General features: G+C 48.1%; 8 protein-coding genes and 1 tRNA gene. 6 read left to right on the top strand and 3 right to left on the bottom strand.

The features are described from left to right. Positions 1-189 precede the first annotated feature (189 nt). The 6 genes from EII32_RS03460 to EII32_RS03435 all read left to right on the top strand — a co-directional run bounded on the left by EII32_RS03460 (position 190) and on the right by EII32_RS03435 (position 10513). Positions 190-3288: a choice-of-anchor Q domain-containing protein gene (locus EII32_RS03460; protein WP_125234064.1), complete on the top strand. Its 3099-nt coding sequence runs from the start codon at positions 190-192 to the stop codon at positions 3286-3288. A 350-nt stretch (positions 3289-3638) separates the two neighbouring features. Continuing rightward, positions 3639-4994 carry a trigger factor gene (gene tig / locus EII32_RS03455; RefSeq protein ID WP_125234063.1) on the top strand — a complete coding sequence of 452 codons (1356 nt, stop codon included), beginning with the start codon at positions 3639-3641 and terminating at the stop codon, positions 4992-4994. A gap of 164 nt (positions 4995-5158) precedes the next feature. Next, positions 5159-5824, top strand: a complete 666-nt coding sequence (gene clpP, locus EII32_RS03450) for an ATP-dependent Clp endopeptidase proteolytic subunit ClpP (RefSeq protein WP_125234062.1) — start codon at positions 5159-5161, stop codon at positions 5822-5824. Further along, complete coding sequence (gene clpX / locus EII32_RS03445) at positions 5821-7050, top strand: ATP-dependent Clp protease ATP-binding subunit ClpX (RefSeq protein WP_125234061.1); 1230 nt, start codon at positions 5821-5823, stop codon at positions 7048-7050. Before clpP ends, clpX begins: the two co-directional genes overlap by 4 nt. Before the next feature lie 30 nt (positions 7051-7080). Then, complete coding sequence (recQ, locus tag EII32_RS03440; protein WP_125234060.1) at positions 7081-9261, top strand: DNA helicase RecQ; 2181 nt, start codon at positions 7081-7083, stop codon at positions 9259-9261. A gap of 1 nt (position 9262) precedes the next feature. Then, positions 9263-10513 carry an acyloxyacyl hydrolase gene (locus EII32_RS03435; protein ID WP_125234059.1) on the top strand — a complete coding sequence of 417 codons (1251 nt, stop codon included), beginning with the start codon at positions 9263-9265 and terminating at the stop codon, positions 10511-10513. Positions 10514-10676: 163 nt separating this feature from the next. Here EII32_RS03435 and EII32_RS03430 read toward each other — a convergent pair. From EII32_RS03430 to clpB, 3 genes are all read right to left on the bottom strand, one after another. Further along, positions 10677-10749 (bottom strand) — tRNA-Phe (locus EII32_RS03430). Between the two features lie 150 nt (positions 10750-10899). Beyond that, complete coding sequence (locus EII32_RS03425; protein WP_125234058.1) at positions 10900-11106, bottom strand: hypothetical protein; 207 nt, start codon at positions 11104-11106, stop codon at positions 10900-10902. Next, positions 11107-13692 carry an ATP-dependent chaperone ClpB gene (clpB, locus tag EII32_RS03420; RefSeq protein ID WP_125234057.1) on the bottom strand — a complete coding sequence of 862 codons (2586 nt, stop codon included), beginning with the start codon at positions 13690-13692 and terminating at the stop codon, positions 11107-11109. Between the last annotated feature and the right edge of the window lie 280 nt (positions 13693-13972).

The following is a 13972-nucleotide window of genomic DNA, read 5'->3' as shown; positions in this document are numbered from 1 at the left end:
CTCGCGGCATGCGGAAATACGGTGATGCACTTTGCCTTGAAATGTATATGGACATGCGAATTGTGCATAATCGCAAACCAAATCAGGCGATATTGCAAATCAAAATCGGCGGTATTGCCGAGTAATTTCGGCGGTATTGCCGGAGTGTTCGTAATAAAAGGAATATCATTTAACTAAAAAATAATTATTATGAAGAAAACATTTACCATTTTATCACTAATACTCACATTCCTCCTTGCCACGACACCGGCGGGAGCGAAAGTGCGTTATGTGAAAGCGGGAGCAACGGGCGACGGTTCTTCGTGGGCTTCGGCTGCTGGCAGCCTGCAAACCGCAATCAACAATTCGGAAGCCGGCGACGAGGTGTGGGTTGCCGCCGGAACCTATATTCCCGAAGAACTCATCAAGAGTTCGAGACCGCTCTCACGCGCCTTTATGCTGAAAGACGGCGTGTCCGTGTATGGCGGATTTGCCGGAACGGAAACCGACAAGGCAGAACGGGCAATGAAAACCGGCGGCAAGGCATACGATTTCGTAAACGAGACGATATTGAGTGCAGACGACGACCAGCCTGACACATGGGTGCGCGAGTTTCAAGATGCAACGACATACCGCTATGCGTGGCGTGTGGAGAACAGCGTCATCCCCGGTACGGCGAGCAACTATCACCATGTGCTTTACGCGGCAGCCGAAATATCACAGCCTACGGAAATAAACGGACTGACACTCAAAGGCGCAAATGCCAACGACTACAAATCTAAAGCGGCAGGAGGAGCACTCTATGCAAAGGGAAACATAACGTTGAAAGCATGCAGGGTGGTGGAAAACTCGGCATGGTTCAAGAACGAATCGACAACGAGCAGCGACACAAACGGTGGTGCCGTATATCTCAATGGCAAGGGCAGCGCGGCAATAACCGAATGTCTTTTCGCACGAAATTACGCACATTCGAGTTACGGAAGAGCAATAGGAGGAGCCGTATATGCCAAGAACGTGAACATAAGCAAGTGCGATTTTGAGGACTGTGTGGCACTCGAAATGGGCGGTGCCGTGTATAACATGGGCGGAACGGTGGAAAACTGCACGTTCACTGCATGCTACGGTGCTTCGGGAGGTGCTGTCTATAACGACGGAAAGGCTGCGCATAATGTTATATACGAGTGCCGCGGACTGCTCGGAGGTGGTATTTACAACATTTCGGAAGCATCTTACAACATCGTGGCAGACTGTTATGCAGACATGATAGAAATGGGAGAGAACAACGGTGGAAAAGGTGGAGGAATATACAACGAGAGCGGCGATTTGCTCGGTTCGGTTGTGTTCAACAACACGGCGTTCGCCGGTGGAGGCATTTATGTGAAAGGCGGACGCGTAATCAACTGTACGGTGCAGAACAACATGCTGCGTGCCGAAAGCGACGAGGCCAACATCGGTTTCGAAAACAAAGTCACGGGAGAGGCGGGAGTGCTGAATACGATTGGAAACCCGAACGCAGACAGGGCAAATTTCATCAAGCCGACAATGTTCAACGGAGTGGCAAAGAATGCCACGGACACTGCCGCAGTAAGAGTAGCCGAATGGGCATTGGCGGCGGGAAGCGAGTTCGTCGATGCGGGAACGCCCACCGAAGGCATAGTTGAGGATACCGACATCAGCGGCAATCCGCGCATTGCAGGCACTGCGATAGACAAGGGAGCGTATGAGCGTCCGGTGGAGATTCTGCCGAACATCACGCTTACTTATGCCGAGGCGGGAAAGAATGTTACCGTGGGAACGGGCGGAAGCGATGGCGTGACATTTAAAATAGACTGGGGCGACGGAAACCTTCAGGAGTACAACAAGGCTGCCAACATAACACATACCACGTTGGGTAAAGAAGTGAAAATCTATGGTGACAACATTCTTATACTCGTTGCCACTAATCAGGAGTTGCAGGCTGTTGACATAACACGCGCACCATCGCTGAGGCGTGTGCAGGTCGGCGGAAACCGAATCGAAACACTCGACATTACCAACAATCATAACCTTACGGGCTTGTATTGCGAGAAAAACAAGATAACCGCTCTCGATGTGAAGAACTGTAATTTCATGCGTGTGCTCGACTGTCGTGATAACGAAATAGGAGGAACGCTGGACTGCGGCAAGATGACAAAACTGACGAAGGTTGACTGCTCGGACAATAAGATTGAGAAACTGCTGTTGCCGCATCACGAACTTCTTACAATGGTTGACTGCTCGCGCAATCAACTCGACGAAATCGATTTAACGGGACTGAAGGCTCTCGAAGACCTGAGTTGCACGGAGAACAAAATTGCGGCACTCGACCTGAAAGATTTGACCAATCTTGTGTCGCTTTACGCATTCTCTAACGATATGACCGAAATAGACGTTACGCCATGCGTGAACCTGAAAACCCTGAGTTTGTCTGATAACAAGTTTTCTTCAATTAACTTGCAGAAGAACACCATGCTCGAAGGAGTGTATCTTTTCAATAACAACCTTTCCGAGATAGACCTTTCAACGTGTACCGCCATAAGATGGCTCAACTTGAACGACAACAAACTTAAAAAGGTTGACACATCGAAACAAAAGCAACTGTCGATGCTCATGGCAAACAACAACATGATTGAGACGGTTGACTTGTCAAACAACGACAAACTGCTGCAAATTCATCTCAGAGGCAACAAACTTTCTTCAATAGACGTTTCGAAACAGCCGAACTTGTCGTGGCTCAAAGTTGACAACAATAATATCGGCAAACTCGATGTGAAGAAAAACGGATATTTGTATTGGTTGGAGTGCGGAAACAACCAACTCGCCGAACTCGACCTTGCCGGCAATAACTATTTGCAACGCCTCGAGGCAGGTGGGAACATGCTCGTTTCTCTGAGCATCGCCGCCGACAGCAAATTGGAGGGCGTGTTGATACAGGACAACAAGTTGACGGCAAATGTGATAAATTCCATCATTGACGCGCTGAAAGACGTTTCCGACGTGGTGATTAACGAGAACAACATTACTTGGGGAAAACAATTAAACATAAGCGGAATGCCGGGAACGGCGGGAGCAGACATTGAGAAAGCCAAAGCCAAGGGTTGGATTGTCACGGCGGAGATACCTGCGGACATCGATGCCGCCAATGTTTCCGGAGAAGGGTTCACCAAGTATTACTTCACCGTAAGCGGTCATGCGCTCGGTGCGAGCCGTCCGTCGGTCAAGGGTATATACATCGTGAAGGAAATGAATGGAAACAGAGTGATGTCGGTTCGTAAATTTGCCGTAAAGTGACAACTGCCTGTCCGTTTCCTGCACGTCTGAAAAGCAGGGAATTGCAAGACGCATGATTACAATAAGAAACGCCCCGGGAAATTATTTGTACGATTTCCCGGGGCTTCTCGTTTTATGTACGTTCATCGGTGTTTGCTCTTCAATTTCCCGTTTAAGTAACGTATATAGCAGATTTGATTGTGTTTATGCTTTAATATGTCTGTTCTGTCACATGGGTGTCTCGCATGTTGATGCCGTAAGGTTAAAAAAACAAATTTTTCCACATTTATGTAATATAATTAAAAAAATAATGCTTAATTTTGCAACTCAATTCGTGAAATAAGTAATAATCAAAGATTTAAATAATACAGATGAAAGTAACATTTGAGAATCCTGACAAGGTAAACGGACTGATGACCTTGACAGTGGAGGAGGCTGATTTCACCGAAAAGGTGGAGAAGCAACTTAAGGATTACCGCAAGCGTGCCAATATTCCGGGTTTTCGTCCGGGGCAGGTGCCGATGAGCATGGTGCGCCGCCAATATGGCGATTCTGTGAAAGTGGGCGTGATTAACGAAATCCTGGGCGAGGAGATTTACAAGTATGTGCGTGAGAACAAGATACAGATGCTGGGAGAACCGCTCCCCTCCGAACAGCAGGTACAGGTGGATCTCGAGAAAGCAGCACCATATACTTTCGTCTTCGACATTGCCGTAGCCCCCGAATTTAAGATAGAAATAACCGGAAATGACAAGGTGGATTTCTACAACATCACCGTTGACGACAAATTAATAGACCGGCAAGTGGAGATGTATGCTTCGCGCTCGGGACACTATGACAAGGTGGAAGAGTATCAGCCGAACGACATGCTGAAAGGCGATATGCGCGAACTCGATGCAGACGGCGGTACAAAGGAGGGCGGCATCGTTGTCGAGGCTGCCATAATGATGCCGGAATATATAAAGGTGGAGGAACAAAAGGCTCTTTTCAACAATGTGAAACTCGGAGACGTTATAACGTTCAATCCTAAGAAGGCTTACCCGGAAGGCACTGCGGAGATTCAGGGAATGCTGAAAGTTTCGCGCGAGGAGGCAGAGAATATAACAGCCGATTTCAGTTACCAAATAACCGAAATATCGCGCTATGTCAAGGCAGAGGTAGACAAGGCTCTGTTCGATCAGGTTTATGGCGAAGGCAATGTTGCCGACGAGAAAGCTTTCCGCGAGCGCATAGCACAAGACTTGAAGGCACAGTTCGCTACCGACAGCGATTTCCGTTTCGTACACGATCTGCGCAAATACTGTGAGGAAAAGGTGGGTACGCTTGCTTTCCCCGATGCGATACTGAAACGTATAATGCTCAATAATAATAAGGACAAGGGCGAGGATTTTGTTGAGAAGAATTACGAAAAGAGCATCAAGGAACTTACATGGCATCTCATCAAAGAGCAACTCGTGGCTGCAAACAACATCAAGGTTGAGGATGCGGACATAAAGGAGGCTGCCAAGGAAGCCGCACGTGCACAGTTTGCACAGTATGGCATGAACAACGTGCCCGACGAGTATCTCGAAAAATATGCCGCAGACATGCTCAAGAAGAAAGAGTATGCAGACAACCTAGTTGACCGCAGCATAGACCGCAAACTTACCGAGGCACTTAAGAAAGTGGTTAAACTCGATGAGAAGGACATCTTTCTCGATGATTTCAACAAACTGTTCCAAGATTGATATTGAATAATAAAGAATAAGCGGAAAGACCGAAATAACATTTTTTACGGTTTTTTTCCCCGAAAAGTTAGAGGTTATCGACTTTTTTTCATAACTTTGTAATTACAAAGCGCATGAAAAAGATCGATAATCTCTTTTTTCATGCATTAAAAATAAAGGATAAAATGAACGACTTTAGAAAATATGCTACGCAGCATCTTGGAATGAACGGACTGGTAATCGATGACGTGATAAAAAACCAGTCTCAGTATCTCAACCCGTATATTCTTGAGGAACGTCAACTTAACGTTACACAGATGGACGTGTTCTCGCGACTTATGATGGATCGCATCATTTTCCTCGGAACACCGATAGACGACTATGCCGCAAACACACTGCAGGCACAGTTGCTGTATCTCGACTCGACAGACCCCGGGAAAGACATCTCAATATACATAAACTCGCCGGGAGGAAGCGTTACCGCCGGACTGGGAATTTACGACACTATGCAGTTCATAACGAGCGACGTGGCCACGATATGCACAGGAATGGCGGCATCGATGGCGGCAGTATTGCTCGTGAGCGGACAGGAGGGTAAACGCTCTGCGCTGACACACAGCCGCGTAATGATACATCAGCCGCTCGGGGGAGTGCAGGGACAAGCGTCTGACATTGAGATTGAGGCGAAGGAAATACTGAAATACAAGAAAGAACTTTACACCATCATATCCGAACACTCGCATACACCATACGACAAGGTTCATGCAGACAGCGACCGCAACTATTGGATGACGGCGGAGGAAGCCAAGGAATACGGAATGATTGACGAAGTGCTGACCAAGAAGAAATGAAGAAAGTTTGTAGTTTCTGTGGGCGGAGCGAGGGAGAAGTAAGGCTCCTTATAACCGGAATGACGGGCTATATCTGTGAAAGTTGTGTTGAACAAGCACACGATATTTTGACAAGTTCCGGTTTTGTGAAAGAGACGAAAACTGCCGCCAAAAGCAAGTTCAAGATAAAGAAAGTACCCAAGCCGCAAGAGATAAAGACACATCTCGACCGGTATGTTATAGGTCAGGACGAGGCCAAACGTTTTCTTTCCGTGGCTGTATACAACCATTATAAGCGCTTGCAACAACCGGAAGACAAGAGCGGAGTTGAGATAGAGAAAAGCAATATCATCATGGTCGGGCGCACTGGCACGGGAAAGACACTCCTTGCGCGTACCATAGCAAAATTGCTCGACGTGCCGTTTACAATAGTGGATGCCACGGTGTTTACCGAGGCAGGATATGTAGGCGAGGACGTGGAGAGCATTCTCTCCCGCTTGTTGCAGGTCGCTGATTTCGATCAGGAGGCTGCCGAGCGGGGAATAGTATTCATAGACGAGATAGACAAGATAGCACGGAAAGGGGACAACCCCTCAATCACGCGCGACGTGAGCGGCGAAGGGGTGCAGCAGAGCATGCTGAAACTGCTCGAAGGAACGGTCGTAAACGTTCCACCGAAGGGCGGAAGAAAACATCCCGACCAAGATTACATACATCTTGACACACGCAACATCCTGTTTATATGCGGCGGAGCGTTCGACGGCATAGAACGCAAGATTGCACAGAGACTTAACACACATGTTGTCGGATACAGTTCGGTGCAGAATGTGAGACACATAGACAAGGAGGATATGATGAAATATATCTTGCCGCAAGACCTCAAATCGTTTGGATTGATACCCGAACTGATAGGCAGGTTGCCCGTGCTTACATTCCTCAATCCGCTCGACAGAGAGGCTTTGCGCAAAATACTCGTGGAGCCGAAGAACTCCATCGTTAAACAGTATGAGAAACTATTCAAGATGGACGGCATAAAACTTAAATTCCCCGAGGAAACGCTTGACTACCTTGTAGATCAGGCAATGGAATACAAACTCGGCGCCCGCGGACTGCGTTCTATTGTGGAGAGCGTGATGATGGATGCGATGTTCGAGATGCCGTCGCAAGAGGCGAAGACTTTTACCGTCACACTCGACTATGCAAAGAAGCAACTAAACAAAGCGCATTTGCAGAAACTTGAAAACTGAATGCCGGCAGAGGCCTAAATATACTATACTATGAAAGAAATAAACCTTATTGAGCCACTGAAAACATATTTCGGCTTTGATACTTTCAAGGGAGACCAAGAGGCCATCATACGCAATCTGCTCGACGGCAACGATGCATTCGTGCTTATGCCGACGGGCGGAGGAAAATCGCTTTGCTACCAACTGCCGTCGCTAATAATGGGCGGCACGGCAATAGTCATATCGCCGCTGATAGCACTGATGAAAAATCAAGTCGACGTGATAAACGGCCTGAGCGAGGAGGACGGAATGGCGCACTACATCAACTCTTCATTGAACAAGTCGGCAATAGACCTCGTGAAGAACGACATAAGGAGCGGCAAAACGAAACTGCTTTATGTCGCACCCGAATCGTTGACAAAGGACGAGTATGTCGAATTCCTCCGCGGAGTGCAAATCTCGTTCTATGCGATAGACGAGGCACACTGCATATCGGAGTGGGGACATGACTTCCGACCGGAATACAGAAACATTCGCCCGATAATAAACAAGATAGGAAGAGCACCGATAATAGCACTCACGGCGACCGCCACCGACAAAGTGCGGACAGACATAAAGAAGAGTCTCGGCATCACTGACGCAGCCGAATTCAAAAGTTCGTTCAACCGCCCCAATCTATACTACGAGGTAAAACCGAAGATAAGTGAGGAGGCAACGAACACACAGATAGTGAAATTCGTGAAACAGCATGCAGGAAAGAGCGGCATTATTTATTGTCTTTCGCGAAAGAAAGTGGAAGAACTGGCTGCAATATTGTGTGCCAACGAAATAAAAGCCGCACCATATCATGCCGGACTCGACAGCGCAACAAGGTCGCAGACACAGGACGATTTCCTTATGCAGGACATCCACGTCATAGTGGCGACGATAGCATTCGGAATGGGAATAGACAAGCCGGACGTGCGTTTCGTAATACACTACGACATACCGAAGAGCCTCGAAGGATATTATCAAGAAACGGGGCGCGCCGGAAGAGACGGCGGAGAGGGACTGTGCATGGTCTTTTACAGCAACAAAGACTTGAAGAAATTGGAAAAATTCATGGAGAACAAGTCTGTTGTGGAACAAGACATCGGCAGGCAACTGTTGCAGGAGACGGCGGCATACGCCGAGTCTTCGGTGTGTCGAAGGAAACTGTTGTTGCATTATTTCGGAGAGGAATACCCTAAGGAGAATTGCGAAAACTGCGACAACTGCCTGCATCCGAAGACCAAGATAGAGGCACGGAAACCGCTCGAAATAGTACTTGAGGCCGTCGCTGCCGTGAAAGAAAATTTCATGCAAGACTATATAATAGACTTTGTGAAAGGACGTGCCACCGATGACATCGTGTCTCACAAACATCACGAACAGGAATGTTTCGGAGCGGGAGAAGATGAAGACCCGAAAGTTTGGAACCCCGTGATACGACAAGCAATCATTGCGGGATATATTAAGAAAGACGTGGAGAACTACGGTCTGCTGAAACTTACACCAGAAGGACGCAAATTTATGAAGAGTCCGAAACCGTTCAGTATAGTACTCGACAACGAGTTCAACTTCTCTGAGGAAGATACTGCGGGCGAAGGACACGGAGGTGCACTCGATCCGGCATTGTACAACATGCTCACAGATCTCCGTAAAGGAGTCGCAAAACGATTCAACCTTCCGCCGTATGTTATTTTCATGGATGTGTCCCTCGAACAAATGGCAACGGTATATCCCGTGTCGCTCGAAGAGTTGCAGAACATTCAGGGAGTGGGAGCCGGCAAGGCACGCAAGTTCGGAATGCCGTTCGTGGAACTGATAAGAAAGCATTGCGAAGAAAATGACATCGAACGCCCCGAGGATTTGCGTATAAGAACCGTTGCGAAGAAGTCGATGCTGAAAGTGAAAATAATACAAAGCATCGACAGACAAGTGGCTCTCGATGACATAGCAAACGCACAGGGGATTGACTTTGATGAACTGCTCGACGAGATAGACGCTATAGTATATAGCGGAACAAAACTCAATATAGACTATTTCCTCGAAGAGGTTATGGACGAAGAGCATGTCAATGACATATACGACTATTTCATGGAGAGCGAGACCGATGACCTGGACGTGGCAATGCAGGAACTCGGAAACGAATACGAAGAAGACGAGATACGCCTCGTGCGTGTGAAATTTCTCTCCGAAAAGGCAAACTGACATGTCGTTGCCATCGATAATCGTGATATTGCTACTGTTGCTTCCGGCATGTGCCGGGGCAGCAGAGCGCGACTCTCTGCACCGTTTCGGCGCAGAGATTTCTTTTACTCCCGGAAGCGTTGTGTCAATAGACGAGTATCAGAAAAAAATCATGCAGAGCGATGCCTCTGCCGCTTTTGCCATTGCAATGACATACAGCGCGCTGCCCAAGGATAGCGATGCTTTCGCAGCAGACTACGGCTACCCGTCGTTCTCGTTCGGACTTAGATACAGCGACCACCACAGAGTGCGCATGCAACGAACCCAAGACCCGGAATGGGGGAGTTATGTACCGGTGGATTATAGGTCGCGGCTGGGCAATATCGTCACGGCATACGCATCGTTCAACCGTCCGTTGTTGCGAACCCGGCAATGGGAGATTGACTATATGCTGAGCATGGGTGTGGGCTATTCGCACCACAAATGGAACAACCGCGATGCCATCGACAATCTGCTTATAGGCTCGCGATGGCTCGTTTATTTCGGTGCCGGCATACACGGCACATATCGTGTCGCGCCCCAGTGGGGCATTCGTGCCGGATTAGACTACTATCATCACAGCAACGGCTCGATGAACATGCCTAACAAGGGAGCCAACGTACTGGGATATGCCGTCGGAATAGTATTCTATCCTTATTATAACGAGGTGGTGGAACACCATGGAGATTACCGCCCCGAGCCGTTCAAGCGTTATTGGTATTTGAATTTCTCTGCCTCGGCAGGCATCAAGGCTCTCAACGAGGAGTTCCAATTGTCGCAGTTTTACACCCCTCCCGACGCACCCGGCTACTGCAAAAACAGTTTCAACCGCTATGTAACGTGGGCTGCACAGGCCGATGTGATGTGCAGATACGCACGCCGATGGGCATCGGGGGTGGGCATAGACCTCTTCTACGGTCGTTATACAGACGACATCAAAGATATGGAGAAAGCATGGCGGCAGGCTGACAAATACAGCCGTTGGTCGGTCGGGATTGCAGCGAAGCACGAGGTGTTCTACCACCAATTTTCCATTGCAATGAGCATAGGATGGTATCTTTACCGTCATGCGGGGTACAAACCAAAACAGTTGGAGCAACCTTACTATGAGCGAATCGGTCTTTACTACACCTTTGGCAACTTCGGAAACGTTCGTCTCGGGTTCAATGTAAAGGCACACCGCACACGAGCCGACTACACCGAGATGTGTGTGTCTGTTCCGTTTAGGATTTGATGTATAAGATTTTTATGGTCAAGAAAACAAATATTGTTTACTTGAAATGTACGAAAACGTCAGATTAAAATTGATTTCTTGGTATGTTTTTACATTAATCCGCCATAAAAGATAGCCCCCGCATAGAGCGAACTCTGATACGGGGGCAGGTGAAAGGAGGAGGTGGTACCACCAGGAATCGAACCGGGGACACACGGATTTTCAGTCCGATGCTCTACCAACTGAGCTATGGTACCGATTGTGCTTGTCTCCAAAGCAAGTGCAAAGGTACGCTTTTTTTATAATTTAATCTGCTTTCTGACACCATATTTTTTGTCATTATTGTTTTTTAACGATTAAGCCGGTGCTCAAAACAGGTTCCCCATACATATATATATAAGGTTGTTTCAGAGCAACGGCTTACTGTTTTTCTCTCTTAATATCCGTATTTTATGTTTCTTGATTTCTGCATTGCAGTTCGTGCGGAAATGCTTGTAATGCAGCGAGTCGATGGTTTTACGCATCGCCCGCGGCACTCTCGTCGTATGTCCGAGCATGTTCTGCATGTCTGTAACCGGCAGATGTGCAGATGCAAAGGAACGATAAATTTTCAATCAATTCCCGAATGTCAGTCCGTTGCCGTCGCAGTCTATTACAATCGGTCTCTCGCGATTTACTTCTCCTGCGAGCAATCGTTTTGAGAGATCGTTGAGGACATACCTCCTTATGGCTCGTTTCACCGGTCGTGCACCGAACTCCGGGTCGAATCCTGCATCGGCGAGGAAGTTCATGGCATCGTCGGTAAGGTCGAGTCGCACGTCTTGTTCGGCAAGTATCTTTTGCACGGCAGCCACCTGCATGCGTACCACATTGGTAATTTCGTCCTTGCTTAGCGGCAGGAACATTATGGTCTCGTCTATACGGTTGAGAAACTCGGGGCGTATCGTCTTCTTGAGCATCTCCATTATCGTTTCTCTCGTGCTGTTTATCACCGCGTTACGGTTCTCGTCGGTCATCTTTGCAAACTCGGTCTGTATGTATTGCGACCCGAGGTTCGATGTCATTATTATTATTGTGTTCTTGAAGTTCACGGTGCGTCCCTTGTTGTCGGTCAGTCGTCCGTCGTCGAGAACTTGCAGCAGAATGTTGAAGACATCGGGATGCGCCTTCTCAATCTCGTCGAAGAGAATCACCGAGTAAGGTTTGCGGCGTACGGCTTCGGTAAGTTGTCCGCCCTCGTCATATCCCACATATCCCGGAGGTGCGCCTATGAGTCGGCTCACGCTGAATTTCTCTTGATATTCCGACATGTCTATGCGTGTCATCAAATGTTCGTCGTTGAAAAGGTATTCGGCAAGAGCCTTTGCCAATTCCGTCTTTCCCACACCGGTTGTTCCGAGGAAAATGAACGATGCCAGTGGGCGTTTCGGGTCTTGCAGTCCGGCTCTGCTGCGTCGCACGGCATCGCTCACGGCAGTTATAGCCTCGTTTTGTCCGACCACTCTTCGGTGCAGTTCCTCCTCGAGATGCAGCAGTTTTTCGCGTTCGTTCTGCAGCATTCTCGTCACCGGGATACCGGTCCATCGGCTTACCACTTCGGCAATGTCGTCTGCCGTCACTTCTTCGCGCACCATTCTGTTGTCATTTCCTTGTGCCAGTTGTTTTGTCAGTTCGGCTATGTCGTCTTCAAGTGCTTTCAGGCTGCTGTACCTTATCTCTGCCACTCGTGCATAGTTGCCCTCTCTTTCGGCTCGGTCTGCCTCGAATTTCAGTTGTTCAATCTGCTGTTTGTCCTGCTGTATTTTATCCACCAGTCCTTTCTCGCTCTCCCATTTTGCCCGTGCGGTATTCTCCTGTTCGCGCAGTCCGGCAATCTCTCTGTCGAGTTGTGCGAGCTTCCCCTCGTCGTTCTCGCGTTTTATTGCCTCCCTTTCAATTTCCAATTGTTTCAGTTGTCGCATGGTGTCGTCGAGTTCTTCCGGTACGGAGTCGCGCTCCATGCGCATTTTTGCGGCCGCCTCGTCCATAAGGTCGATGGCTTTGTCCGGCAGGAACCGGTCGCTTATGTATCGTTCGGATAGTTTTACGGCGGCAATGCAGGCATCATCTTGTATTCTCACTTTGTGGTGATTTTCGTAACGTTCTTTCAGTCCTCGCAATATGCTTATTGCCGAAAGTTCGTCCGGTTCGTCTACCATTACCGTTTGGAAACGTCGTTCGAGAGCCTTGTCTTTCTCAAAATACTTTTGATATTCGTTGAGTGTCGTGGCACCGATAGAGCGTAATTCGCCCCTTGCAAGTGCAGGTTTCAAGATGTTTGCCGCATCCATGGCACCTTCTCCTCCGCCTGCTCCCACCAGCGTGTGTATCTCGTCTATGAACAGAATTATGCGTCCCTCGCTTTTCGTTACTTCGTTGATTACACTTTTGAGTCGTTCCTCGAACTCTCCCTTGTACTTCGCGCCGGCGAGCAATGCTCCCATGTCAAGGCTGTATAATTGTTTGTCCTTGAGATTTTCCGGCACGTCACCGCGCACGATACGCCCTGCCAGTCCCTCCACGATGGCGGTTTTTCCGGTACCCGGTTCACCTATTAGTACGGGATTGTTTTTGGTTCTTCGCGACAGAATTTGCAGCACTCGGCGAATTTCCTCGTCGCGTCCTATTACAGGGTCGAGTTTTCCGGCGCGTGCATCTTCCACCAAGTTCTTGGCATATTTGCTCAAACTCTGATAGTTTTCGTCTGCCGACCGGCTGCTCACTTTCTGTCCTTGTCGCAATTCTTCGATAGCCTTGCGTGTGTCGCTCTCGTTCATTCCGGCATCTTTCAGTATGCGTGCTGCGGTGCAGTTCACGCTTAGCAGTGCAAGAATCATCGGCTCCACGCTGACAAACTCGTCGCCCGTGCTCTTTGCTATTTCCCCTGCCTTTACCAATACCTTGTTCGCATCGTTGCTCAGATACGGCTGTCCGCCCTGCACTCGCGGCTGGCGACTCAGTTCGCTGTCCACGAGTTGTTCCACGTGCGCACCGTTCACGCCCGTCTTTTGGAACAGGAAATTCATGATGTCTTTTGCTTTCGTGAGCAAACCTTTCAGCAGATGAGTCGGTTCGAGTGTCTGCTGTCCTGCACGTTGCGTGATGTTCATGGCTTCCTGAACACTCTCTTGTGCTTTGATTGTGAAATTGTCAATGGTCATAATTATCTCCTTTCTTTTAAGTTTCTGTTATCATTAGTTCAAATGATGTACCCTAATTATTTTACTGACAATATGTCATTTGTATGCGAAATATTGTCACGTATCTTGCAATTTCGCTTAATTTGCTGACCAAATTCGGCGATTTTGCCGACTAATTCCGCCGAATTTGTTTTGTAATTTCGCCCGTTTTGCTACGAATAAAATGTATTTTTAACCTGCGAATGCGTTGGAAAAATACTTTAAAAAAGAATGTATGAGAATTATTCGGAAATTATTTTAA

This window comes from Prevotella sp. OH937_COT-195 (genome assembly GCF_003932845.1).
Classification (GTDB): Bacteria; Bacteroidota; Bacteroidia; order Bacteroidales; family Bacteroidaceae; genus Prevotella.
The sequence above is the reverse complement of the archived record's forward strand: the minus strand, read 5'-3'. Positions and strand labels throughout refer to the sequence as shown.